Genomic DNA, 24,743 nt, shown 5'->3' with positions numbered 1-24,743 from the left:
GACTGGTCTTTTTTAGTTCATAACCGATTTAGTTTATAACCGCTAATGGCAAGCTTGATGGCAAGCTCATTAGTGCATGTATTGACCGCCGTTTACGTTGATGGTCTCACCTGTTATATAAGCAGCGCCATCGCTGACTAAATACATCACGGCAGCGGCAATCTCTTCCGGTTGGGCGATACGACCCATTGGAATGCCGGCTTTGATGCTTTCCATCACTTTTTCCGGCACCGCCATCACCATTTTAGTACCCGTATAACCCGGTGCAACCACGTTAACGGTCACCCCAGATTTAGCGCCTTCTTGTGCCAGCGCTTTACTAAAGCCGATAATACCTGCCTTGGTGGCTGAGTAGTTGGTCTGACCAAACTGACCTTTTAAGCCATTAATTGAGCTGATACTGACAATACGCCCAGATTTTTGCTCAAGCATTTTGTTAAAAACAGGTTGGGTGACCGTGAATAGTGATTTTAAGTTGGTATCAATCACCTCTGACCATTGCTCATAAGTCATTTTTTTGAAAGTCGTATCACGGGTGATACCTGCGTTATTTACCAACACATCAATGTGACCTGCTTTTTCAATTGCATCAAGGATGGCTTTAGTGGCTGCTTCATGGTCGGTGAGATTGGTTTCAACAAAGGTGAAATCGCTGGCATTCATGCCTTCTTCTTTTAACCAAGCTTCGCCGCGGTTGACTGTGCTATCCGCTTTATGGGTGTAAGTTGCAATGATGTGATAGCCAGCTTGGATTAGCGCATGACAAATAGCCGTGCCAATACCACCTAGCGCACCTGTTACGAGGGCAATTTTTTTATTTGCAGTTGGGTTGTCCGTTGTCATCACAGTACGCTCCTTGTTTGTTGTGATTGTTGGTTGTACTAAAAAATTCAATGATTAAAATAGTTTATAAGATAAATGTGTTTTTTTTACAATTGAACATGCGGCTAAAATATCACTTACACGCGATTGATATCAGGGTCAAAAAAAAACTATAGACCGAATATTCACATAAAGTTATTGACTTTTACTTCCTTGTTTTTTTCATCATATATGAAAATTTGATAACTACCAATATTTTTTACGTTTTTATTTTTATTACAAACATTTTGCTACGCGCAAACGAGTATTTATAGGTTTGTGTGCTAAAAAAATTTGCAACAATAGCGGTTTGTGCTAGGCTATAAGGATAAGTTTAAGCAATGTAAGGTTGAGCAAAATACCCTGTATTAACCGCACTTAATCAAGCCTAATTGCTAAATCTCCCGCTTGATGGTACAAACTTGGCTTAATTGTACAAGCTTGATTGGACAAGATCGATTGTATCGATACGCAAGCGTGAATGCTTAGTAATATATATACCACGATGAGGTGGGTCTGTTTATTTATTTGCCACACGGAAATTAGAATGCCGCAACTATTACCGACGATAGAACAAATCGCTGTATTACAGCAAGCTAGTAATTTTGGCTATCAGTATTGGCAGACTAAAACAAACGTTGCACAAAGCTTTTTAAAAAGCTATCCCCTTACCCAAACGCTCGATGTCCAACATATCAAAGATTTAATACGCGATTATACGCTGGATGAAGATTACCAATTGGCGGATGAAGCAGCCGTGATGCGGGGGCTGCGTCATCTACGCAATTTGTTGATGGTGCGCTGGATTTGGCAAGATGCATTAAATCTGATTAGCCTAGAGCAGCTGACATGGGAGCTATCAAAATTTGCTGATTATTGTCTCATCTTTGCCAAAGACTATGTGTATCAAGATTTAATCAGTCGCTATGGCGAGCCGTATTTTTTTGATGAAAAAAATAAACCGCAAAAGGATGATTTAGCCATCATCGCCATGGGTAAAATGGGGGCAGAAGAGCTCAACTTATCCAGCGATATTGATTTGATTTTTGTCCATCAAGGGCAAGGTGAGACGGTGGTTGACCCGTTAAAACAACAAGGGTCAAAAGCTGCTAAATCCATCGATAACAAGAAATTTTTTACCAAATGGGGTCAAGGCATCATCAATCTGCTGGATAAAAACACCCAAGACGGTTTTGTATTTCGCATTGATATGCGCCTGCGTCCTTGGGGCGATGGCAGTGATTTGGCAATTCATTTATCGGCACTGGAAAAATATTTTGCCCAACATGGACGGGCGTGGGAGCGATTTGCTTGGCTAAAAGCCAGAATCGTCAATCCTGTCACCTTTAGCGATAGTTTAAAAGCCCTTATCAAGCCGTTTGTCTTTCGTTATTATGTCGATTATAGTGCCTTTGCCGCCCTACGTGAGATGAAATCGCTGATTCAAAACCAAGTCGAACAACGTCAAGATACGGACAATGTCAAACTTGGGGCAGGTGGTATCCGTGATATTGAGTTTATCGTGCAGTCGTTTCAGTTGATTTATGGCGGGCGTGTCAGTGATATCAAAGTAAAAAACTGCCTACAAGCGATGAGCCAACTAGAAAAACATGGCTTTATCGATGCTCTGACTCATGAGCAATTGGCACAAGCCTATCGTTTTTTACGTAGATTGGAGCATGGTATCCAAGCCATCAATGATGAACAAACCCAGCGACTACCACAAGACGCCATTCAGCGACATCAGCTTGCCCAAGTGTTGGGGTTTGCCGATTGGGCGGCATTGTTAGCCAAACTTAATGAATACCGCCAAATGGTAAAAATACCTTTTGACGAGCTGGTCAGTGATCGTCAGCAGTCTGATGAACAATTGCAAGTGGATCATCAGCACAATTTATCTGAGCTTGAGCAAAAATTAAGCGCTGACAATAAAGACAAATTAAACCAGTTTTGGCAAAGTAAGCTCATCGCAGGGCTTAGTGAAGAAGCCAAGACTCGCTTAAATGCTGCCTATCCGATTCTAATCAATGGGTTGTTACATTCTGATTTAAGCGAAGATGCAATCAACGTGGCGCTACCTAGAATGTTGACACTGCTAGAGGCAGTAAGTCGTCGGTCAATTTATTTGGTCATGTTTGCCGAAAACCCAACGGCAGCCGCCAAATTGATTCCCATGTTGGCAGCAAGCCCTTGGATTGCGAGCGAATTGGTCAGTTATCCTGTTTTGCTGGATTCATTTATCCGTGAAAAATACCGTCATTTACCCGACAAGGCAGAACTTAGTGACATCTTGCGTCAGCAGTTGTTACGGGTAGAGCCTAATGATGAAGAAGGGCTACTCAACGCTTTTCGTTTTTTCAAAAAAACCCAAGTCTTGGCAGTGGCGGCAAGTGATGTGTTGGCGGATAGACCGTTAATGAAAGTCTCTGATTCACTCACCTTTATCGCTGAAGTGGTGCTTGAAAAAGCGTTGCAACGGGTATTTGGTGAATTGGTAAAAAAACATGGCTATCCTGTCAATGCCCAAGGCGAGCCTGTGAGTGAAGCGCATAATGGCTTTGCGATTATCGGTTATGGTAAGCTTGGCGGGCTTGAGATGAGTTATAGCTCAGATCTTGATCTTGTGTTTATTCATGACATTGATGAAGAAGCGATGACGCTCGGTGAAAAACCCATCAGCGGTATGAAGTTTGCCGCCCGCCTTGCACAAAAACTGATGAATTATTTGACCACCCAAACGCGCGATGGTCGTGTCTATGAGATTGACATGCGCCTGCGTCCTTCGGGTCAAGCGGGTATGATGGTGGTATCTACCCATGCGTTTGAACTTTACCAAATGCACAAAGCTTGGGCGTGGGAACACCAAGCGTTGGTTCGCGCTCGTGCCATTTGCGGCGATAGCCGGGTGATGACGCGATTTGACCAGATTCGTAAAGAAGTATTGTGTCTGCCGCGTGATAAAGATAGTGTCCGTATCGAAGTATCCACCATGCGGCATAAGATGCAAGACCATTTGGGCAGCAAACCGCACACCAAGCAGCAAGGCTTGTTTCATCTGAAACAAGATGCAGGCGGATTGGTTGATATTGAGTTTATTGCCCAGTTTGCTGTCTTGGCGTATGCCAATAGTTATCCTGCGTTGGCAGTTTGGAGTGACAATGTGCGTATCTTTGAAGCGCTTGCCAAAACGGGCATCATCGAGGCAGAAATATGCCAACAGCTAACGCATGCTTATCTTCGCATCCGCAGTATGACGCATCGCTTGGCTCTGGCAGAGCAGCCGATACTGGTAGATGAAGCCCAGTGGCATGATCTACGTAATTTTGTTGATGCGCAATGGCATCGTTTAATCGGGCAGCGTCCAGAATAGATGTAACCTCAATTTTTATTTCAAACAAAAACTTTTTATTTAAACAAAGCACTTTTAATTTCAAACAAAACACTAGGAGTAATCAATGGCAACAATTCCCAGCATGGCAGACCGTGATGGTTTTATCTGGATGGATGGCAATATGGTAGACTGGCGTGATGCCAAAATCCACGTATTAACCCATACACTCCACTACGGGATGGGCGTATTTGAGGGGGTTCGAGCCTATAAAACCCATGATGGACGCACGGCGATTTTTCGTCTAGAAGACCATACCCAGCGCCTGCTAAATTCAGCTAAAATTTTCCAGCTTGCTGTACCCTATTCGTATGAAGAAGTATTACAAGCACAAAAAGCCGTGGTACGTGAAAATAACCTTGAATCGGCATACCTTCGCCCATTGATTTGGGTCGGTTCTGAAAAATTGGGTATCGCTGCCAAAGATAATAGCATTCACACCATCGTTGCCGCTTGGGTTTGGGGCGCTTATCTGGGTGAAGAAGGCATGGCAAAAGGCATCCGGGTAAAAACCTCAAGTTTTACTCATCACCACCCAAACGTCACCATGTGTAAAGCCAAAGCCGTCAGCAACTACCCAGTATCTATCATGTCAAATCAAGAAGTTACCCGTCATGGCTATGATGAAGCGGTATTGATGGATACCCAAGGCTATGTTTGTCAAGGCTCAGGGGAAAACTTATTTTTGGTCAAAGATGGTGAACTGCATACTCCAGATTTGTCAGGGGGTGCATTGGATGGCATTACCCGTCGCACGGTGATACAGTTTGCACAGGACTTGGGCATCAAAGTGCATGAGCGTAGAATCACCCGTGATGAATTTTATATCGCGGACGAAATCTTTATGACAGGTACTGCTGCTGAGATTACCCCAATTCGTGAATATGATGACCATGTCATTGGTTGCGGTGCGCGTGGTGAAATCACCGAAAAACTGCAAAGTCTATTTTTTGATGTGGTGCAAGGCAAAAATGATAAATACGCGCACTGGCTCAGCTACGTGGATGAATAATCGGTAAAATTGTATATAAGTGAAAATAAGTAGATAAGTGAAAATAAAAGGATAGTTATGTTAAAATGACTATCCTTATTTTTTGAAAAATTATCGGTACTTTGGAAGTGACATGACAACATCGAGTGCAACCACCCCGCTTAAACAAATTATTTGTATCAAATGGGGCACCAAATATGGCGCAGATTACGTTAATAAACTCTATGGAATGGTAAGCCGTAATATCAACCCGCCGTTTCGCTTTGTCTGTTTTACCGACAATACCGATGGCATCCGTCCTGAAGTAGAATGTCAGGATTTGCCGCCCAGTGATATTGTGATGCCTACCAATACCCTTGGTAAATGGCCTAAGTCACGGCTTTGGAATGCACAGCTTGGCAATGTCACAGGAACGGTATTGTTTTTAGATCTTGATGTAGTCATAGTGGGTAGCCTTGACGACTTTTTTAGTTTTGGCGATGACGATCAGACGGTGTTATCTTATAACCCAAGTAACCCTTTAGAGAAGCTAGGTCAAACCTCGTGTTTTCGCTTTAAAGTCGGTAGTTTGGTTAGTTTGCTAGAAAAATTCCGTGCCGATCCACAAGGCGTGGCGGATAAATATCGCTTTGAGCAGCGTTTTGTCACTCGTAATGCCCCAGGCGGGGTTAAGCTTTTTCCCAAAGAGTGGGTGGTGCATTTTCGCCGCAAATGCCGGCAGCCATTTCCGCTAAATTATTTTATTCCGCCAAAACTGCCCCATGATGCACGCATTATTATTTTCCCTGGGGATTTGTATCCGCAAAATGCGATTGCAGGACAATACAATAAAAATTCTGCTGATAACGCTAAAGAACATTTAGGGCAATTATTCACCGCTGAAAAAATCAAAAAACCGATTTCGCATTTACGCCATTTTATTTTGCCGACTGATTGGGTGGCAACGCATTGGCGAGAATAGAGGATAAACTATGGCGAACTTAGACCAACCTATCAAAATCTTTATCGGCTGTGACCCTAATAACAGCGACCTTGAGCAGATGATGGTGCTAGATTATAGCTTGCACAAACATACCAGCGAGCCTGTCGAGATTATCTGGATGCAGTTAAGCCGTGACCCAAGCAGCGTATGGTATTCCAATCCGCAAACAGGCGAGGGCTGGCATACCGAAAAGTGGGCGACCCCGTTTTCGGGCTTTCGTTGGGCAATCCCTGAGTATTGTGGCTTTAGCGGACGGGCGATTTATATGGATGCCGATATGGTGGTGTTGGACGATATCGCTAAATTATGGCAGCACCCGATATCTGATGATGCGATTCTTGCGGCTAAAGGCGATGGTGATTTGATGCGACTGTGCACCTGCGTATGGGATTGCCAAAAAGCCAAGGATTATCTTGAGCCTGTCGCCCATCTACAAGCCGATCCTGAGAGCCATAGCAACATGATGGCAAAATTTAAAGCCAATCCGCAACTCATACAGCTCTACCAAGACAGCTTTAATTGTGTGGATGGCGAAGATTTAGCGATTGAGGATATTCGGATTTTGCATTATTCGGACATGGGAACGCAGTTTAGCCATAAATATTCCTTACCGCGCTTACAAGCCGAGGGCAAAACGCATTGGTTTGATGGGCAGATTTTGCCGCACCCTCGTCAAGATTTGGTTGAGCTTTTCGATACCTATTATCAAGAGGCAATACAAGCGGGCTATAGTATTGAAAACTATCGCACTACGCCGTTTGGCGAGTTTCCGAAAAAAAAGCATAAACGCTATAAGGGCAATGTCATTACTCGTACACCAAAGGTCTCAAGTTGGTTACAATCAATTTTTCAAAAATCTTAATTCTATATTTGGGTAAATAAGAGCGATATGACAATTTTAAGTTTAGCAGATGTAGAGCTTCACTCTTTTCATTGGGATAACTTTAACCCAGACATTCTCGCCAGTCACAAAAAGCTCATGGCATTTTATGGATTAAATGTACAGTACACTCAAGAAAATATTCCCCATGGTGAATGGCTTACCCGAGTGGTTAGTCAATCGACGAGAAAAGTTATCGGTATTATTGAGCCTGATGTGATACCCTTAACGCCTGATATAGTGTTACAAACTGCACAATATGTCTATGAGTATGATACCTTTGTGGGTTGTGCGCAAGTGTCGAACCACAAGCACCCAGCCAGCCACATATTTGCTTCACCCGCGTTCTTTTTTATCACGCCTCCTTGCTATGCGAAACTTGGAAAACCGTCATTTATGCCGACCCATCGAGCTGATGTGGCAGAAGAACTATCTTATAAAGCAGAAGAAATTGGCATTCGATATCGTACATTATACCCTACTTATTATGAAGCCTCACCCCCAAATGGCGTGTGGTTACTAGGTTCATATGGCTATTATGGGATTGGCACGGTATTTCATGACAGCGTGTATCATTTATTTCAAAGTCGAAATGCCAAAAATGTTGAATTATTTGTTAAACGGGTAGATGAAGTGATAAATCAAACTTTTAGTACCACAAATTTTCATTGTTCAACTAGCTTTAGTACTCCTGAGAAAATGGTAAAACCACCCAAAAAACGAGCATGGTATAAAAACTTTATCAGTAAGCTTAAAGGTAAATAGCTTGTCGGAAACGTAACTTATGCTAAAAAACTACGTCATTAATGTCGCCACCAACACTGAACGTCAAGCCCATATTCAGCAAGAGTTTGGCAAGAAAAACATACCTTTTACATTTTTTAAAGCAGTTACCCCGATTGATACGGACAGCGTTTATCAACAGTTAGGGTTGACAGCAGACACATCGCATTGTACCGCAGGTGAGATGGCGTGCTTATTAAGTCATGTCAGCTTATGGCAACGTTGTCTTGATGAAAACTTATATTATATAGGAATTTTTGAAGATGATATTATACTAGGTGAAAGTAGCCAAAAACTACTTACTCAAATTGACTGGCTAAAAAATCATCAGATGGATTTTGTAAAACTAGAAAAAACTAGTCGCAGAGCATATCTTGCTAAACCAAGTGAGTTTCTATATTCTAATACACATAGGGTGTATGAATTACGCTCTCGTCATATTAATGCCGCAGGATATATATTGTCAAAAGTTGGAGCCACACAATTATTGACATTTGTGCGAGGGTTATCACAGCTAGAAGCGATTGATATTTTATTATTTGATGTCAAAAAATATCCAAAAAACATTATTACCTATCAAATATTACCAGCTATTGTTATTCAAGCCAAAAAAATTGCTACCACTGCTAATCAAGCTTTGATATCTAGTGACTTAAGAAAAGAACGAGGAACTGAAATCAAGAAAGAAAAAACCAGTCTCTAACGTCTTAGTAATGAGATTCAACGTTGGGCAAAACCTTTATATATGACAAATATTACCTTTAGATAGATTACTTTATTGAATAATAGGTAATTAATACCAAAATAATCATTATGATTATACCAATTGCACGGTTTCTTTTACGAATAAGTTGCCGGCGCAGTTTCGGCTGTTCACGGCTGGCTTGGTATTGCTCAATATACACCTCACCGTCATAATCTTTATCAAAAATCTTAATGTAACCCGCATTGAGTGGTTCCACTTTGATTTTGCCTTTAAACTTTGCCATCGCACTGTCAAGACTATCTTGATCCACTTGTGTGCGTTTGCCGCCAACTTGCTCGGCAATCCATTGCTGAACAAGGGCGTGCGAGGCGTGCGTGTTGTTAAAATACAGCGTACTTGCCAAATAATCATGCGACATATTCGGCAAACCACGAGTGTAATAAAATGCCACATCGATGTCTTTTTCTGCCAATTCGTTAAAATAATTGAGCGGTTTTACCACGCCTGCATCAGCATCCAAATATAAAATGCCGTATTCAGGGAAATTTTGCAGACAGCGTAAAATAAAACCGGGCTTTAGTCGTGTATTTGCTTCCCAAAACCCTGCGTCCGCCACTTCCTCAAAATAATAATTGAGATGAAATTTATCCAACGTGCCTCTTAAGCGTAAGGCATGGTCGTGATAGTTGGGGGTAAAAAAACACACTACAATAAATTTATCGGGGCTGTTAAGCTGTTGGTAAGTCAATGACATAAAAAAACTCAGAAAATAGTGTTAATCAAAAAAGGGTAAATTTTTAAACAAATCTTTAGAAACTGACGAATGGTTATAAACCATTACGCCCTGCTGCTGATAAACCTTTGCCAATAAATCGAATGATGGCACAATACGGTTACAAATGGCAGGGGTAAGCTTACTGGGGGCAGAATTTTGTACATTTTCATAAAAACGGGGTTCGTGGGCGTTGATTAAATCAATCCCATACAAATGTATCTCGCTAAAGCGCAAATGATACGCCAATTGGGTCGCCACAAATGCCACCGTGCCTGCCTCGACAAAACCGTGACGGATATCCAAACTCACCCCAATCACAGTTTCGCCGTGTCCCTCAATCACAAACTCCGGATGGTTAGCAAAATCCATCAGCAGACGTTTATTATTTTTTCTAAAAAATTTCGCCAAAAAATGCTTTGAGGGTTGGCGAATCGGGCGTTCCACCGAATAAATCAGGCGTAAATGTTGAACGTATTTTTTAATCAAATTGCGGTCAGTATCTGCCAATTTTTCTAACACCGCTTGGGTGATATAAAGCGGACATTGCCCATGATAACGGTTTTGCAAAATTGCCAAATTATGGCGAATAAAACGGGGGTCGGTTATCACATAGGCAACGGGCTGTTGAAAATCGTATGTCTCCATCAATTCAATGCTGCCATTCACAAAGATACACGGTTGTTGGCTAATTTTATTTAAATTGGCTGAATGAATACTTGAGCCAGAGGCAAGAATATTTACCGATTTTTGTGGCGGTAGGGTGAGGTAAGTATTGTCAAATTCGCTATCGACAATAGCAATACTAATATTATTAGGTAGCTTGAATTGATTATTTGCCACGCGTTGCCCCCACGCACCAATCAGATTCATGATACTGTCGCATCAGAGCAAACGCCGTTTCACCCGCTTGCAAACGGTCAAAAACCGTTAGCAAAAAGTCGGCGGCAAATTTATCGACGTTAGCAAATTTTTCATACCGTTGTCGCATATTGTGCAAGGTGTCGTCCGTACCAAGTCGAAAATGACGCAATCCGTCATATAAGGCTAAATGTTTTTGCTGATAAGCCTGGACTTTATCGGGATTTGGTAAACTATTATCCGTTAGCAAATCCAGTTTTGTTTCATACACTTTTAAGGTATTGATTAAAGTTGGTATATTTAAAAAAATCGCTTGGCGAGTAGGATTGGGGCTAAAATCCACAAAGGTATCCGCTGAAGATACTAACCATCGCAAGGATAAGTTATGCCATAAAAAATCTTGTTCCGACTGCCAAAGCTGTTCAAACGCCTGAAAAACGTTTACGCTATCAAACTTTCGGCGTAACAATACAACCAATACCGCATGGTACAAGCACAGTAAAGGTTGCCCTAAAAATTCATGTTGTAAATTTGTAAAATGACTGTGCAAATCCTTAAACCGTTTCGGCTCACTCGCATTAACCGTAATCTCACTGTCAAAAATCTGCAAATCGGGCGTGATCAGCGTGTCTTTCATGGTCGCCAACGACAAATGCGTGAAATAGGCAAAAATCGGCTCTGCACCTAAGATTTTTTCACTTTTAAATAACAAAGTTGCTTTGCGTTTCCAGCCTGTGGGCTTTTTTATTGAGGAAACACTCATCGCCAATAATCCCTAATCCAGTTGGTTGGTAATACCTTACGATACCACTTACCGCTTTTACCCATGATGGCATCAGGCGGATTCACTTCACCATGAAAAATGACTATTTTAGCATTTTTGGGCAGAATAGGCGGTTTGACAAAACTTAAGGGAAATGGCTGCACACATTGGTATTTAAAGCTCACGCACCAAGACGCATCCCAATATTCAAGGTGATGATGCTCACGCAAATAATTGGATAGGTAAGCTTGCTCATGGCGTACTTGGCTACGAATCGTGTCAAAATTTTGCTCAAAATTTGATAACAAATTCGGATAAGTATGTTGTCCGACTTTAAAGCGATACACTGATGAATTACCCACCATACGCCACGGTTTTTTCCAATCACGGATAATCACCACACTGTCATCGTGCTGCGCTTGATACGTAAAAAAGCAATCAATATTATCGACAATCACAATATCAATATCCAAAAATAACGCCGTGCCTTTTAAATCATATAATTTAGGGCTAAAGGTGGTCAGTTTTTTCCAGCCACGTTCAGGAATATTACTGGGTAAATTGAGCTCAGGAATTGAGTAGCATTTGACGTTGGCATCTATCCCTGTGCTATCATCGGTCAAACATACCATTTGAAAGGGCAACGTCAAATGTCTGTTTACCATATTGTACAGGCGATTAACGTACTCAGCACCATATTTGGTGCCCCATTTCATACAAATAATGTAACGGTTTTCATCAGGCAGAGTAGGCGCTGAAGTGTAATTTGGTAAAGTCATAAGTCAATGATTATCATATTAAGTAAGTGAATTGATAATATCATGATTGCTAAGTTTTGGATAACGCTGGCGAACCGCTACTGCGATGGATGGCTCTGCATTATAAATAACCGGAAATCCTGGCACACGTTTAAAGCGCTTATAGCCCCACATATATTGACTGGGGAAACGGTCAATCATCCGCTCGATGGCGTGGTTCATCGCGGTTGTCGCTGTCACCATGTTTTTGTCATACAAGGCGGGGTCAGTTAACTCATCACAATAAATATCAAAGCCTTGTCCATCGTCACGGCGTACACAGGTCAAACCTACCAAGCTACATTTGGTTTTACTGGCTAATTTGCTAGCAAGGGTACTGGTCAATGTCGGAATACCAAAAAAAGGCACCACTTCACCGCCAGATGGGTCAGGGACATGGTCAGGCAATATGATACTAAAGCCGCCTGCTTTTAGGGTTTTAAAAATCGCTTTGACCCCAGTCGCATCGGTTGGTACCAAAGTTGCGTTTAGGCGCTGACGCCCTTGTAGCACAAACTGATTGGCTTGTTCACTTTTCACGGGTTTATACATGATGGTGGGTGCACCAAACTGGTTGAGCCACGCATTCATGATTTCCCATGTTCCCAAATGCGGTACAATTGCAAGCATGCCATTGGGATTTTGTAAGCCTTGCATCAAAACTTGTTGATGATGCACGGTATGAATTTGTTTGACCGACCATGCAGGTGGCATCGCCCAGCTTTTAGCCGATTCCACCATGTTTTTGCTTTGATTGGTAATATAGACTCTAGCAAGCTGGTCACGCTGGGTTTCGGTGAGTTCAGGATAGACAAGTCGTAAGTTAGTATCTACCGTTTTCATGATACTTTTGTCACGACGAAGTGAAATGATAAAGCTTGCGATATGTGCCAATAGATATAGCATCCACATTGGCACATATTTGAGGAGAGTAAAGGCATTCATCTAATTAAAGGTGTCAGCTTGATTAAGATTGTGGCGCTTTACTGTCTTTTTCGCGTATACGGATACCCAATTCACGCAGTTGTTTGCCATCCACAGGTGCAGGGGCTTCAGTAAGCGGACATTCAGCTGTTTTGGTTTTTGGGAAAGCGATGACGTCTCGAATCGATTGTGAGCCTGTCATTAGCATAATTAACCGGTCAAGACCGAATGCCAAACCACCGTGCGGGGGTGCACCGTATTTTAGCGCGTTAAGTAAGAATGAGAATTTCTCTTCGGCTTCAGCTTCAGAAATACCCAATGCTTCAAATACCGCTTTTTGCATCTCTAAGGTATTGATGCGCAGTGAACCACCACCGATTTCAGTACCATTTAATACCATGTCATAAGCGATAGACAGCGCGGTTTCTGGGTTGTTTTTCATCGCTTCAACCGTGCCTTTTGGCTTGGTGAAGGGGTGATGCACCGACGTCCATTTACCCCCCAGCCCATCACCACTGTCGGTTTCTTCAAACATCGGGAAATCCACGACCCAAAGCGGCGCCCATTCTTGGGTTAGCATATTTAGGTCTAGACCCAATTTGACACGCAGCGCACCCATGGCATCATTGACAACTTTGGCTTTATCCGCGCCAAAGAAGATGATATCACCGGTTTGCGCCTCGGTACGTTTAATCAGCTCGACTAATACCTCATCGGTCATGTTTTTGATAATCGGTGATTGTAGACCTGATTCTTTATCGACACCGTTGTTGATGTTGCTCGCATCGTTGACTTTGATATAAGCCAGACCTTTTGCGCCATAGATGCCGACAAATTTAGTATATTCGTCAATTTGTTTACGGGTAATTTCACTACCGTTTGGCACCCGAAGCGCCACCACACGACCTTTTGGGTCTTTAGCAGGGCCTGAAAATACTTTAAATTCCACAGACTGCATGATATCAGCCACGTCAATTAACTTCATAGGAATACGCAAGTCTGGTTTGTCAGACGCATAATCACGCATGGCTTCAGCGTAGGTCATACGCGGGAAGGTATCAAATTCAATGTTCATCATGGTTTTGAACAAGTCTTTGGTTAATCCTTCGGCAATGTTCATGATATCTTCATCACTTAAAAATGAGGTTTCGATATCGATTTGGGTAAATTCTGGCTGGCGGTCAGCACGTAAGTCTTCATCACGAAAACACTTAGCAATTTGATAATAACGGTCAAAACCCGCCACCATCAATAGCTGTTTAAATAGCTGAGGCGACTGTGGTAGGGCATAAAATTCACCGTTTGACACGCGGCTAGGCACCAAATAATCACGCGCGCCTTCTGGGGTGGCACGGGTCAAGATGGGGGTTTCTACATCCAAGAAACCTTGGTCATCTAGGTAACGGCGAATGGTCGAAGTAGCTTTGGCACGAAACTTCATACGCTCTTGCATCTCTGGACGGCGCATGTCTAAAAAGCGATATTTTAGGCGCAGTTCTTCAGAAACGTTGGTAAACTCATCATTGAGGGGAAATGGCGGTGTCTCAGAGGTGGCGATTGTTTCGATGTCTTTGGCCAATAACTCCACTTGACCGCTGGTCATGTTTTTGTTTTCAGTACCGGCATAACGCTGACGCACACGGCCGGTGATTTTGAGCACATATTCAGAACGCGCGCTATCTGCTGTAGCGAATGCTTCTGGGGTATCTGGGTCGATGACCACTTGCAGTAGGCCTTCACGGTCACGCATATCCAAGAAAATAACCCCACCGTGGTCACGGCGACGATGCACCCAACCGCAAATAGTGATGGTTTGGTCGTTTAAGTTTTCGGTGACAAGCCCGCAATAGTGTGTACGCATCATAATGAAGCAATCCCAATATTTTTCGTAATGTACGAAGTAGCAAAAATTTTTATAAACGAATATTATGCCTTGTTTACTCAAATTTCACAATATGAAACACGGTTTATCATGCATCTCCACTAGCCATGCCTGTCACAGACATTTCGCGAATATTGTGTGGATAAGCGATTGAAAACAGCAAAATAAACGCTATATAAAACCCATTGTGTCAATTTTTTCCTTAATTAGAGCCCTTAATTAGAGAGTTATTATGCTATTTCAAAACGCCAAACATCCGCTTGAAATGAAAGTCACCCATTTAAATAAAGTCAAAGCCCAGCGCAAACAACAATTACAATTGCAAATGGTGAATGATAAAGGGTTAACATCACTCATCAGCCGCGCATTGACAGACTTGACGAAAAAAGACAATCCCAAAAAAACCCCTTCAAAATTTGGTCTGTTCAAAAATAAACCCGCTAACAAAAATTGTTTTGTGCTGGATTTTCATGGCGATATAAAAGCCACTGAAGTACAGCAACTGCGTGAAGAAATCAGTACGCTATTGACGGTTGCGCAAGCTGAAGATGAAGTCATTGTGCGTCTTGAATCCTCAGGTGGCATGGTACACGCGTATGGTCTAGCGGCAGCGCAGTTGGCACGTATAAAAGAAGCAGGGCTACACTTAACGGTCTGTATTGATAAAGTCGCCGCCAGTGGTGGCTATATGATGGCGTGTGTGGCTGATAAAATTTTGGCGGCGCCATTTGCGGTGGTGGGCTCGATTGGTGTGGTGGCACAAGTGCCTAATTTTCATGATTTATTAGAAAAACATGACATCGATGTCGAAGTATTTACCGCAGGTAAATACAAACGCACGGTAACCGTGTTTGGTGAAAATACCGAAGAAGACAAACAAAAATTCCAGCAAGAACTGGAAGAAACGCACAAACTATTTAAAGACTTTGTGCGTAAATACCGTCCAAGTTTGGATGTTGAACAAGTGGCAACCGGTGAGCATTGGTACGGTGAAGATGCGATAACGCGCAATTTGGTCGATGCCCTGCAAACATCGGATAGTTATATTTTAGACAAGATGATAGATAGCGAATTGTATGCCATTCAATCTCGCCAAAAACCGACCATCGCGCAAAAGCTAGGCATCTCGCAAGCGGCACAAGCGGTGGTAGCGACAGCGATTGATAAACTACCAGATGCCTTGGCAAAGCTAGAAAGCGCTAAAATGCCGATGGTCAAAAAATAACCGTAAGATTAGATAATAAAAATCTGGGATAATAAAAACCTGTGATAAAAACCTGTGAGGCTTGGCAGGTTTTTAACTTTTTAATGGCGACACATTTGGGCGTATAACTATGAAACTATTTATGTTAAAAATCGGGGCGCGTCCCCAAGGACGACTCATTGAACAGCATGATGTGATGTTTGTGATTGCAAATAGCCTAAGTGAAACAATTGAGACTGTCAATCAGCACTGGCCGGCAGTCAAAAACAATTGGCACTTAGACGCATGGCGAGAAGTGAAGCGGGTGGGTAATTATCAAATTTTGTTGTCGACAGATAGCTTGTCAAAGGATGGATTGTCAAAAGATAACGCGCTGGCAGATAATATATTGACAGATGAAAGGGTAGATAACAAATTAGATAGTCAAGGCAAACAACTTTATTTTGTCAATTTAGGCGGTTATCTACCGGGTCAATTTGAAGAATTTCATTATAAAACACTTGTGATAGCCGAGACGCTAGGTAAAGCAACGGCGCAAGTTAAAAAAACGGCATTTTATCAAGATTATACATTTGATAATGTCGATACCGCCAAAAGCGGCGTGGCAACCAGTCATGTAGATGATAAGTATCAACTCGACTTGGATGATATTCACTGTGTGGCTGATTTACTGCCAAATGATGTGGCATTAACCATTCAGCCATTAACCGAGCCTGAAAAAAATCAGCTACCTGACGATGCGCTGCATATTGGTTATTTAAGTCTCAAGCAAATCAAAACCATGATTGACTAACCGGTGAAGCGTCTGATAGCGTATTTTGGCGCTGTCAATCATTGCCTTTCCTCGGCTTTGCCTTTATAGTAGGCTCATTTTCAACTCGCTTTTTTTAACCCCTTCTTTTTATCTACAAAAGCTTTGTATAACCAATGAAACAAGCCACCGCCCTTGATATCCTTAAAACTGGTAAAAATGTATTTTTAACAGGCTCAGCAGGGGCGGGCAAGACCTATACCATCAATCAGTATTTGCATTATCTGCGCGCAAGGGATGTGGCGGTCGCGGTGACGGCAAGCACAGGCATTGCTGCCACCCACATGAACGGCATGACCATTCACAGCTGGGCAGGCATCGGTATCAGTAATGAGTTAACTGCCAAAGACATCGCCCGAATCAAAAAACGCACGGTGGTTGCGGAGCGCATTGAGCGCACCAAAGTATTGGTGATTGATGAAATCTCGATGCTGCATCGACAGCAATTTGAGCTGATTAACCAAGTGCTACAAGCCATCAAAGAAAACACACTGCCGTTTGGTGGGATACAGCTATTGGTTGCCGGGGATTTTTTTCAGTTGCCACCGATTGGTGAGCCCCATGAGAGCAACCGTGATAAATTTGCCTTTATGGCGCAAGCTTGGCTGGATGCAGATTTTCAAATTTGCTATTTATCCGAGCAGCACCGTCAGAAAACTGACAAAACAGCGGTGGCAGGCAACACGTATTATGGCTTGGATTTGAATGCGATTTTAAATCAGATTCGTAGCCAGCAGTTTACCCCCCATATCATGCCTGCTTTGACTGCTACGGCTGAGCATGTGCTAGCCGACAACCGTACCCGACTGTTTACCCACAATGTCAACGTGCAAGCCATCAATGAGCAGGAACTTGGCAAACTTACCACAGCGGCGCATACTTTTCGCGCTTGGGGAGAAGGCGATGAAAAGCTGGTCGAGACGCTAAAAAAATCCGTACGCAATACCCCCGAACTCGTGCTCAAACTTGGCGCAAAAGTGATGTTTATCAAAAACAACACCGAGCTCAATGTGTCAAATGGTACCATGGGCAAGGTAGTTGATTTTGTTGCCACCACCCTAAATAAACAACCAAATAAACAAACAGACGATAGTCCATCAAAAAACAGCCCATCAGACAATCACCCATCTGAGCCGCTCGATGAACAAGCGCTGGCAGCAGATGCAAGTGCCTTGCTCGATGCCATCGAACAAGAACAACAAGCCGATATGGCAGACTTGCTGGATGAAGTCAATGGCGGTCAATCACAACAAACTCACCACACTGATGAGGATAGGGATGAGGATGATACCGCCGCGATAGACACAGCTGATGACAAACTGTCAGAGTTACTTTATCCCTTGGTTGAGCTCAATGACGGCCGCAAAGTCATCGCCGAATATGATTCATGGCGTATTGATGATGAAGACGGCGAAATACTGGCTGCCTATTATCACATCCCCTTGACGCTGGCGTGGGCGATTACCATTCACAAAAGCCAAGGCATGACGCTGGATGCGGCAGAAGTAGATTTGTCGAAAACCTTTGAAAAAGGGCAGGGCTATGTGGCTTTATCACGGTTAAAGCAGCTATCTGGACTACAATTACTGGGCGTCAATGAATTAAGCTTACAGCTTGATCCCTTAGCGCGTGGGGCTGATCAGAGATTTCAGGCGATCAGTGCAGAGCAAGAAGGTGAATTTTTGACACACAGTAAAAAACAGCTCAATGACCTTCATCGTGAATTTATCATTCAATGCCGGGGTACGCTGGATAAAGAAAAAATCGCCGCGTATGAAAATCGCGCCAAACAACAGCAAAAACTGATGGAAAAACGTCGCCATGCTGTACAGCAGCTGCAATCTTTGGCGGATGATGCGGCAGGCGTCATTACCCCCACGGTGCTTGAAACCAAAGCCCTGCTGGATGAAAGTTTGACCATCGCAGAAATTGCGCAAGCCCGTAATCTCGCCCAATCAACCGTGATGGGGCATATCGAGAAAATTGCTGAGCATTTCCCCCGCGCCAACATAGCGCATCTACGCCCTGAAGACGAATGGCTACAGCCGATTGACAAGGCGTATCAAAAAATAGCCAAACGCGATGACAAACGCGATAAAGATAACGATGGCAAAATCAAAATTCGCGCGATTGTCGAAGAATTAAGAAACGCCTATTCTTATAATGATGTCAAACTTGCCTTGTTGTTTTTAAAACCGCATGGCAATTGAGCACTTGTCTAGTAAGGAATATCCCTGATTGAATGCTTCCACCATCAAACCTTTTAACATTGCTATTAATGGCTTTGGTCGTATTGGGCGCAACGTGCTACGTGCTTATATCGAACGGTTTTGTCAAAATCCTTTACAATTACAGCCGTTAAATATCGTCGCCATCAATGATATTGCTGAGCCAGCAACCCTATTACATCTACTCAAATATGACAGTACCCACGGTCGATTATCGGCGGTCAGTGATATCCATATTGAATTAAAAACAGTAGATTTGGGGGAAAAACAACAGCATTTCTTGCTATTAAGCCAAGGAGAATTTCGGCAAAAAATTGCATTGATACAGCAGCCCATTGCCAGCAAATTACCTTGGCAAAAACTGGGTATCGACATGGTGCTTGAGAGCACGGGTCATTTTCGCAGCTATGAACAGGCGTCGCAGCATATTATCGCGGGCGCCAAGCAGGTGATGATTGGGGCTGCTCCGTTTGATCATGTAGATGCCAGTATCGTAGTGGGCGTCAATGACCATGAGCTTAGCCGTGATAAAAAGATTTTATCCAGCGTGTCGTGTACCACCCAAGCGCTCGTGCCTTTACTATATGTATTGCATCATGCCTATGGTATCGAATCAGCAATGATGACCGAAATCCATGCGGTGACCGCTGACCAAACTGTGCTTGACCAAGTCCACCGTGATTTGCGCCGTGCACGGGCTTCTGGGCATAACATTATCCCAACCACATCAAGTAGTATCGCTGCGGTCAATCGGGTGATGCCGCATATGGCAGGCAAGGTGAATGGGTATTCTATCCGCGTACCGACCATGGATGTCGCGGCAATTGATGTGACATTTACCTTTGACAAAGCCACGGATGTTCCCGCTATCAATCAGCTGTTACAACATGCCAGTGAACAAGATTTATCGGGTATCATGGATTACAGCGATGAGCCATTGGTGTCCAGTGACTTTATCCATGATGCGCATTCATTGGTGATTGATAGCTTACAGACCATGAGCGTGGGGCGGCAGTTTAAAGTGTTTGCTTGGTATGACAATGAATGGGGCTATGCCAATCGCATGCTTGATATTTGCCAAACCTTAGCGAGACTATAAAAAAATTATTAATTAAAAAAGGCGAAACCTAGTCAGTTTCGCCTTTTTTATGCCTAACAAAAATTAATGTCTAAAATGACGCATACCGGTAAACACCATCGCAATGCCATGTTCATCGGCTGCGGCGATGGTTTCGTCATCGCGCATGGAGCCACCGGGCTGGATAATCGCCTTAATCCCCACCGCTGCGGCATTGTCAATACCATCACGGAATGGGAAGAAGGCATCTGATGCCATCACCGCATCCACAGGCGATAGACCAGCGTGCTCAGCTTTAATCGCGGCAATACGGGCTGAGTTCACTCGGCTCATTTGACCTGCGCCCACCCCAATGGTACGCCCATCTTTAGCATACACAATCGCGTTGGATTTCACATATTTGGCGACTTGCCAAGTAAACAGCAAATCATCGAATTGTTGCTGAGTCGGCTGTACTTTTGTCACTACTTTTAAATCATCTAAAGTAACTAAGCCCAAATCTTGCGCTTGCACCAATAAACCCCCAGTGACGCGTTTGAAATCAAACTGGGCTTGGCGCTCACTTGGGTTTGGTAATTCACCGCAGACTAACACGCGCACATTTTTCTTGGCAGATGTGACATCGAGCACACCGTCGGCAACGCTTGGGGCGATGATGACTTCAACAAATTGCTGATCCACAATCGCTTTTGCTGTTTTGATATCTAATTCACGGTTAAAGGCGATAATACCGCCAAACGCAGATTCTGGGTCAGTGGCAAAGGCTTTTTGATAAGCATTGGTTAAGTCGGCATCCACGGCTACTCCACAAGGATTGGCGTGTTTAACAATGACACACGCAGGCATATCAAACGATTTCACGCATTCTAACGCTGCATCGGTATCTGCGATGTTATTGTAAGATAGTTCTTTACCTTGTAATTGCTTGGCAGTGGCAATACTGGCCTCTTTTTGACCATTTACCTGGGCTTTTTCGACATAAAAAGCGGCTTGTTGATGGGGGTTTTCACCATAGCGTAAGTCTTGCGTTTTATCCATTTGCACGTTAAAGGTACGCGGGAATTGGTCAGCCGATTCAAAGCTTTGCAGGCGATTGCCTAAAAAGTTGGCAATCATACCGTCATAATGTGCGGTATGCTCAAATGCTTTTACCGCTAAATCAAATCGGGTGGTATCACTGATACGACCGTTTGCTGTTAGTTCGCCCAAGATTGCTGCATAATCGTTGGGGCTTGTCACGATGCTGACATGGTCATGGTTTTTTGCCGCGGCACGCACCATGGTAGGTCCACCAATATCAATGTTTTCGATGGCGTCTTCTTTGGTGACATTCGGGTTAGCAACGGTTTGGGCAAATGGATATAAATTGACAACGACCATGTCAATGCGGTCGATGCCATGTTCTTGCATAATGGCATCATCAGTGCCGCGGCGACCTAAAATACCGCCATGAATTTTTGGATGCAGGGTTTTTACCCGACCATCCATCATCTCTGCAAAACCTGTGTATTCTGCGACCTCAGTCACTGCTAAGTCATGTTGTTTGAGTAGTTTGTAGGTGCCGCCCGTTGATAGCAGACGAAAACCGTGGGTGATTAGACCTTTGGCAAAATCCACAATACCCGATTTATCAGAAACAGAGAGCAATGCATAAGATTGATTCATAATTGACTCGACTCGTTGACAAAAAAACACTGGGGGCAGAAAAAACAAAAAGTCAGTTATGACGAACTGACTGATTGACTTTAATACCCCAACTCTATAAATCCCTAAATATGGGGATATCTTATCATAAAAAAGCGGGTATTTTTATCAATTATAATAATTGGTGGGTTTTGAGTTTTTTCCGCAATGTACCGCGGTTAAGTCCTAAAATCTCGGCGGTTTTGGTTTGATTGCCGCGGGTATGTTCAAGGACGACACTGATTAGCGGTTTTTCAAATTGTGACAACATAAGCTCATACAGCTGAGTCGGTTGTTGTTCTTTTAAATTATCGAAGTACTCTCGCACCACAAGCTCAATGTGATGAGCTAGGCTTGCGCTGGGTGAAGTTTGCGAGGAGGTATGGGTAGTGTATGGATTAGATGGGCTATCTGACATATTGGAATACTTGGCGCGATTTTGTAAAGCAACAGAATTGGGCATAACAGATTCTCAAACTAAATTTGCTGACAAATTTATTGAATGATTCGTTAGGTGATAGATTAAATAAAACTTAAATATCAAGACGAATAATAAAGTTATTAGTACTTATACTAAAACAATTATGAAAGCGATAGCAAGCTTAAGTTGTTTACAATATGTAAAATTGTGCGATAAATAGTGGGTACTATAGGCTTGGCACGTCAATATTGGAATGAAGCTAAAAAGAAGCTCAATTGAAATTAAGCTAAAACAATTTAATAAACTAGCTCAATATTAGCGGCTTGGACTTGGGTTTTTGGAAAATCAATCCGCAATTTGATGGGTTTTATTTGATGCGGCATCAAATAATTGTTACCGGCTTCCAAATAATGGCTAGGGGTGAGTAGGGTTTGCGCGAGTATGGTATTGCCACTGCGTAGTGAAACCTTAACACTCGGGTAGACAATATTATTATCCGTGGTATTGGTCAGAGTAAATACCAAGTCAGTTTTCCCCGCTTGTTTGGATGAATGGGCAAGCGCAAGCATCTGCACATCAATAAGCTCGGTATCAGCCAGAGGTAATTGACAGGCGGGTATTTTATGGCAAATAGTTGATAGCACGGGCGCGTTTGCTTTTGAAGTGATTAGGGTGTCGATGTTAAAAATAATATATTGCGCGGCTAACAAAAAGACTAATAGTAAGCTACCTAATCCCCAAATAATGCGCATATTAAAAATTTTTGCATTCGCCAATTGCTGCGAGGAAACTTGTTGCGACAAGCGTTCATCGATCTTTTGTTGATAGGCTAACAAATCTGCTTGTTGCTCACTACGAGTATCAATCGGAATTTGGTCAAAAATATCTGTGTTAAATACCCCATCCATGCTTCGCTTGGCGCCGGCTGTGTCGTCCGCTGCTTCGTTGTCATCCGCTTGTGCCATTAAACTTAGCAGCCAAGCCTGCTCATCGCCTAACGTCTCGTTATCTTGGGCGAGGTCTATCGCTTCAACGGCGTCCTCATCGCCAATCAATACCTTGGGATTGCTATTTTTGGCTATGGGTAGTTGGTCAAAATTGTCTATAATCTCTAAGTCATCTATGGTGCTGTTTGATTTAGCATAGGCTGATTTTGTATGAGATTGTGACAAGGGATAGGGTGAGATGGGTTTAACGGGTTCATCGACAATGAGATTGCCGGCTTCATCAATACCTGACTCATCGTCAAATAAAATCTCCTCAGATTTATCATCAATGAGCGCCGAGGACGTCTGATGGTTTGAACTTGAAAGTGGATTGTTGTTAGCAAATTTTTTTTGTTCTAGCTGTTCAGCGGCTGAGAAAATGGTTTTGCAATGGGAACAACGAACATACCCATGTCTAATGGCTAACTGTTCATCGTTGATTTTAAATGCATGTTGGCAGTTTGGGCATTTGGCATTGTACAAATTCATCGCAACATCACTTCCCTTTTAGCATTTTTAGTTTGCGTCTTTGATTTTTAATAATGTCGTGTGTTAAATCATTTAATGACGAATAAAAAATAAAGTCAACAAATTTTCTAGAATTTATATTCACTAGCCTGCTAGCTATGTTGTTAGGCTGTCACTAGGCTTCGACGGGGAAAAGAAAACCTTACCGCCTTGTAAGGCTTTTTATACGAATCGCGACTTGTTCTACGCGCGGCGAAAACCTGAAAGGCGATGCCAATGTTTATCTTCCTGCGCGCTAAAGGTAAATTCGCCATCCATCTCAAAATAAGGGTGATAGGCAGCTTTTACATCTTCTACTTGGTTTTCAATCAGACCTGCCAACACAATGCTACCTTGAGATTTCAATAATGTCGCAAAATAAGGGGCAAGGCTCATTAGCGGTTTGGCTAAAATATTTGCGGTAATCAAGTCCACGGGCAAAATAGCCTGCTCTTTACAATAGTCACTAAATTGCTCAGGTAAAAATGCTTGTAGTTTGTCAGCCACATGGTTGCGCTCGGCATTTTGATGGGTTGCTAAGACTGCTTGGGGGTCAATATCGACCGCATACACCTGTTTTGCGCCTAGTAAAAGCGCCGCAATGCCCAAAATACCTGAGCCGCACCCATAATCAATTACTACTTTATCTTGCAGGGGCTGTTCTGTCAGCCAATCAATACAAAGACGGGTCGTCGCATGGTAACCTGTGCCAAATGCCAAGCCTGGATCCATGATGATGTTAATCGCATTGGGGTTAGGGGGTGACATCCATTTGGGCACAATCCAAAGTCCATTGGCACATTCAATGGGATGGTAGTTCTTCATCCACTCACGTTCCCAATCTTTGTCATCCACTCGGCTGGTCCACACGCGCGTCGCCACCACATCATTGGCGATATCTTGACTCAAAGTCTCCAAATTACAATCACCATCAAATAGCCCAGTCACAATCACATCATCCCACAATGGCGATTCACCTGGCAATGGTTCAAATAGCGGTTGGTCACCCGCATCATCTAAACTGATACTGAGCGCATCGGCTTCTAGCATCAAGGTTTCCGCCAGTTCGGCTTGCGATTTTTCGCATTGAATATGTAATTGCTGCCAAGGCATAAAAAGTCCTTAAAAATAACAAATAAAATAATGAAAAAATAAAATAATGAAACAATAAAAGGCGAGCGCGCTGGCTTGGTAGTATAAACGCATTCAGCCAAAAATGCGATGTGACTCAAAAA

The 24,743-nt window shown here is 43.0% G+C and carries 21 protein-coding genes; 10 read left to right on the top strand and 11 right to left on the bottom strand.

All coding sequences use genetic code 11. The features are described 5' to 3' along the window. Window positions 1-69 precede the first annotated feature (69 nt). Window positions 70-843, bottom strand: a complete 774-nt coding sequence (gene phbB / locus RT084_RS02620; protein WP_099807895.1) for an acetoacetyl-CoA reductase — start codon at window positions 841-843, stop codon at window positions 70-72. Between the two features lie 565 nt (window positions 844-1,408). Here phbB and glnE point away from each other — a divergent pair. The 6 genes from glnE to RT084_RS02590 all read left to right on the top strand — a co-directional run bounded on the left by glnE (window position 1,409) and on the right by RT084_RS02590 (window position 8,588). Further along, window positions 1,409-4,231, top strand: a complete 2,823-nt coding sequence (gene glnE / locus RT084_RS02615) for a bifunctional [glutamate--ammonia ligase]-adenylyl-L-tyrosine phosphorylase/[glutamate--ammonia-ligase] adenylyltransferase (RefSeq protein WP_313097532.1) — start codon at window positions 1,409-1,411, stop codon at window positions 4,229-4,231. An 85-nt stretch (window positions 4,232-4,316) separates the two neighbouring features. Further along, the gene (locus tag RT084_RS02610) at window positions 4,317-5,261 is read left to right on the top strand and encodes a branched-chain amino acid transaminase (protein ID WP_007116868.1); all 945 of its coding nucleotides are present in this window, start codon (window positions 4,317-4,319) and stop codon (window positions 5,259-5,261) included. 112 nt (window positions 5,262-5,373) lie between these two features. Further along, window positions 5,374-6,201 carry a glycosyl transferase gene (locus tag RT084_RS02605; protein ID WP_219331116.1) on the top strand — a complete coding sequence of 276 codons (828 nt, stop codon included), beginning with the start codon at window positions 5,374-5,376 and terminating at the stop codon, window positions 6,199-6,201. 10 nt (window positions 6,202-6,211) lie between these two features. Next, entirely contained in the window at window positions 6,212-7,084 is an 873-nt protein-coding gene (locus RT084_RS02600) for a glycosyltransferase (protein ID WP_313097529.1), read from the top strand. A gap of 27 nt (window positions 7,085-7,111) precedes the next feature. Further along, window positions 7,112-7,867, top strand: a complete 756-nt coding sequence (locus tag RT084_RS02595) for a hypothetical protein (protein WP_312113702.1) — start codon at window positions 7,112-7,114, stop codon at window positions 7,865-7,867. Window positions 7,868-7,886: 19 nt separating this feature from the next. After that, a complete protein-coding gene (locus RT084_RS02590; RefSeq protein ID WP_313097528.1) occupies window positions 7,887-8,588 on the top strand; it encodes a glycosyltransferase family 25 protein in 702 nt (233 codons plus the stop codon). 67 nt (window positions 8,589-8,655) lie between these two features. Here RT084_RS02590 and RT084_RS02585 read toward each other — a convergent pair whose 3' ends face one another. From RT084_RS02585 to aspS, 6 genes are read right to left on the bottom strand one after another with little or no spacing between them, the layout of a single operon-like run. After that, entirely contained in the window at window positions 8,656-9,345 is a 690-nt protein-coding gene (locus tag RT084_RS02585) for a hypothetical protein (protein ID WP_312113698.1), read from the bottom strand. A 21-nt stretch (window positions 9,346-9,366) separates the two neighbouring features. Continuing rightward, window positions 9,367-10,236 carry a hypothetical protein gene (locus RT084_RS02580; protein WP_313097526.1) on the bottom strand — a complete coding sequence of 290 codons (870 nt, stop codon included), beginning with the start codon at window positions 10,234-10,236 and terminating at the stop codon, window positions 9,367-9,369. After that, entirely contained in the window at window positions 10,196-10,987 is a 792-nt protein-coding gene (locus RT084_RS02575) for a hypothetical protein (protein ID WP_227716741.1), read from the bottom strand. Before RT084_RS02575 ends, RT084_RS02580 begins: the two co-directional genes overlap by 41 nt. Beyond that, the gene (locus RT084_RS02570; protein WP_409418396.1) at window positions 10,984-11,766 is read right to left on the bottom strand and encodes a glycosyltransferase; all 783 of its coding nucleotides are present in this window, start codon (window positions 11,764-11,766) and stop codon (window positions 10,984-10,986) included. Before RT084_RS02570 ends, RT084_RS02575 begins: the two co-directional genes overlap by 4 nt. Window positions 11,767-11,784: 18 nt before the next feature. After that, complete coding sequence (locus RT084_RS02565) at window positions 11,785-12,729, bottom strand: lysophospholipid acyltransferase family protein (RefSeq protein ID WP_313097523.1); 945 nt, start codon at window positions 12,727-12,729, stop codon at window positions 11,785-11,787. Between the two features lie 22 nt (window positions 12,730-12,751). Continuing rightward, window positions 12,752-14,572, bottom strand: a complete 1,821-nt coding sequence (gene aspS / locus RT084_RS02560; RefSeq protein WP_313097522.1) for an aspartate--tRNA ligase — start codon at window positions 14,570-14,572, stop codon at window positions 12,752-12,754. A 250-nt stretch (window positions 14,573-14,822) separates the two neighbouring features. On the opposite strand from aspS, the gene sohB reads away from it, so the two are divergent. From sohB to RT084_RS02540, 4 genes are all read left to right on the top strand, one after another. Beyond that, on the top strand, window positions 14,823-15,815 hold the full coding sequence (gene sohB / locus RT084_RS02555) for a protease SohB (protein ID WP_313097520.1): 993 nt from the start codon (window positions 14,823-14,825) through the stop codon (window positions 15,813-15,815). Between the two features lie 109 nt (window positions 15,816-15,924). Beyond that, window positions 15,925-16,587 carry a DUF1543 domain-containing protein gene (locus tag RT084_RS02550; RefSeq protein ID WP_313097519.1) on the top strand — a complete coding sequence of 221 codons (663 nt, stop codon included), beginning with the start codon at window positions 15,925-15,927 and terminating at the stop codon, window positions 16,585-16,587. Window positions 16,588-16,721: 134 nt separating this feature from the next. Further along, window positions 16,722-18,815, top strand: coding sequence for an AAA family ATPase (locus tag RT084_RS02545; protein WP_313097516.1), 2,094 nt, complete (start codon window positions 16,722-16,724; stop codon window positions 18,813-18,815). 28 nt (window positions 18,816-18,843) lie between these two features. Further along, the gene (locus tag RT084_RS02540) at window positions 18,844-19,932 is read left to right on the top strand and encodes a type I glyceraldehyde-3-phosphate dehydrogenase (protein ID WP_313097514.1); all 1,089 of its coding nucleotides are present in this window, start codon (window positions 18,844-18,846) and stop codon (window positions 19,930-19,932) included. A 63-nt stretch (window positions 19,933-19,995) separates the two neighbouring features. Here RT084_RS02540 and purH read toward each other — a convergent pair whose 3' ends face one another. From purH to prmA, 4 genes are all read right to left on the bottom strand, one after another. Then, a complete protein-coding gene (gene purH, locus RT084_RS02535) occupies window positions 19,996-21,576 on the bottom strand; it encodes a bifunctional phosphoribosylaminoimidazolecarboxamide formyltransferase/IMP cyclohydrolase (protein ID WP_312383337.1) in 1,581 nt (526 codons plus the stop codon). Window positions 21,577-21,727: 151 nt separating this feature from the next. After that, window positions 21,728-22,057 (bottom strand): helix-turn-helix domain-containing protein, encoded by a 330-nt coding sequence (locus RT084_RS02530; protein ID WP_227713353.1) that lies wholly within the window; start codon window positions 22,055-22,057, stop codon window positions 21,728-21,730. Window positions 22,058-22,311: 254 nt separating this feature from the next. Continuing rightward, on the bottom strand, window positions 22,312-23,490 hold the full coding sequence (locus tag RT084_RS02525) for a DUF3426 domain-containing protein (protein ID WP_312383340.1): 1,179 nt from the start codon (window positions 23,488-23,490) through the stop codon (window positions 22,312-22,314). A 222-nt stretch (window positions 23,491-23,712) separates the two neighbouring features. After that, a complete protein-coding gene (gene prmA, locus RT084_RS02520) occupies window positions 23,713-24,621 on the bottom strand; it encodes a 50S ribosomal protein L11 methyltransferase (RefSeq protein ID WP_312383342.1) in 909 nt (302 codons plus the stop codon). Between the last annotated feature and the right edge of the window lie 122 nt (window positions 24,622-24,743).

This window comes from Moraxella sp. CTOTU48717 (genome assembly GCF_032057165.1).
Lineage (GTDB): Bacteria > Pseudomonadota > Gammaproteobacteria > Pseudomonadales > Moraxellaceae > Faucicola > Faucicola tetraodonis.
Note: the sequence above shows the minus strand (reverse complement) of the source record. Positions and strands in the feature narration are given on the sequence as shown.

What these genes read in the sequence shown, in the direction of transcription:
- phbB (WP_099807895.1), bottom strand. Translation starts at nt 843, where the DNA reads ATGACAACGGACAACCCAACTGCAAATAAAAAAATTGCCCTCGTAACA.
- RT084_RS02595 (WP_312113702.1), top strand. Translation starts at nt 7,112, where the DNA reads ATGACAATTTTAAGTTTAGCAGATGTAGAGCTTCACTCTTTTCATTGG.
- RT084_RS02610 (WP_007116868.1), top strand. Translation starts at nt 4,317, where the DNA reads ATGGCAACAATTCCCAGCATGGCAGACCGTGATGGTTTTATCTGGATG.
- RT084_RS02585 (WP_312113698.1), bottom strand. Translation starts at nt 9,345, where the DNA reads ATGTCATTGACTTACCAACAGCTTAACAGCCCCGATAAATTTATTGTA.
- RT084_RS02565 (WP_313097523.1), bottom strand. Translation starts at nt 12,729, where the DNA reads ATGAATGCCTTTACTCTCCTCAAATATGTGCCAATGTGGATGCTATAT.
- RT084_RS02570 (WP_409418396.1), bottom strand. Translation starts at nt 11,766, where the DNA reads ATGACTTTACCAAATTACACTTCAGCGCCTACTCTGCCTGATGAAAAC.
- purH (WP_312383337.1), bottom strand. Translation starts at nt 21,576, where the DNA reads ATGAATCAATCTTATGCATTGCTCTCTGTTTCTGATAAATCGGGTATT.
- RT084_RS02600 (WP_313097529.1), top strand. Translation starts at nt 6,212, where the DNA reads ATGGCGAACTTAGACCAACCTATCAAAATCTTTATCGGCTGTGACCCT.
- RT084_RS02590 (WP_313097528.1), top strand. Translation starts at nt 7,887, where the DNA reads ATGCTAAAAAACTACGTCATTAATGTCGCCACCAACACTGAACGTCAA.
- RT084_RS02575 (WP_227716741.1), bottom strand. Translation starts at nt 10,987, where the DNA reads ATGAGTGTTTCCTCAATAAAAAAGCCCACAGGCTGGAAACGCAAAGCA.
- RT084_RS02550 (WP_313097519.1), top strand. Translation starts at nt 15,925, where the DNA reads ATGAAACTATTTATGTTAAAAATCGGGGCGCGTCCCCAAGGACGACTC.
- RT084_RS02605 (WP_219331116.1), top strand. Translation starts at nt 5,374, where the DNA reads ATGACAACATCGAGTGCAACCACCCCGCTTAAACAAATTATTTGTATC.
- aspS (WP_313097522.1), bottom strand. Translation starts at nt 14,572, where the DNA reads ATGATGCGTACACACTATTGCGGGCTTGTCACCGAAAACTTAAACGAC.
- RT084_RS02580 (WP_313097526.1), bottom strand. Translation starts at nt 10,236, where the DNA reads ATGAATCTGATTGGTGCGTGGGGGCAACGCGTGGCAAATAATCAATTC.
- sohB (WP_313097520.1), top strand. Translation starts at nt 14,823, where the DNA reads ATGCTATTTCAAAACGCCAAACATCCGCTTGAAATGAAAGTCACCCAT.
- RT084_RS02525 (WP_312383340.1), bottom strand. Translation starts at nt 23,490, where the DNA reads ATGAATTTGTACAATGCCAAATGCCCAAACTGCCAACATGCATTTAAA.
- RT084_RS02545 (WP_313097516.1), top strand. Translation starts at nt 16,722, where the DNA reads ATGAAACAAGCCACCGCCCTTGATATCCTTAAAACTGGTAAAAATGTA.
- RT084_RS02530 (WP_227713353.1), bottom strand. Translation starts at nt 22,057, where the DNA reads ATGCCCAATTCTGTTGCTTTACAAAATCGCGCCAAGTATTCCAATATG.
- prmA (WP_312383342.1), bottom strand. Translation starts at nt 24,621, where the DNA reads ATGCCTTGGCAGCAATTACATATTCAATGCGAAAAATCGCAAGCCGAA.
- glnE (WP_313097532.1), top strand. Translation starts at nt 1,409, where the DNA reads ATGCCGCAACTATTACCGACGATAGAACAAATCGCTGTATTACAGCAA.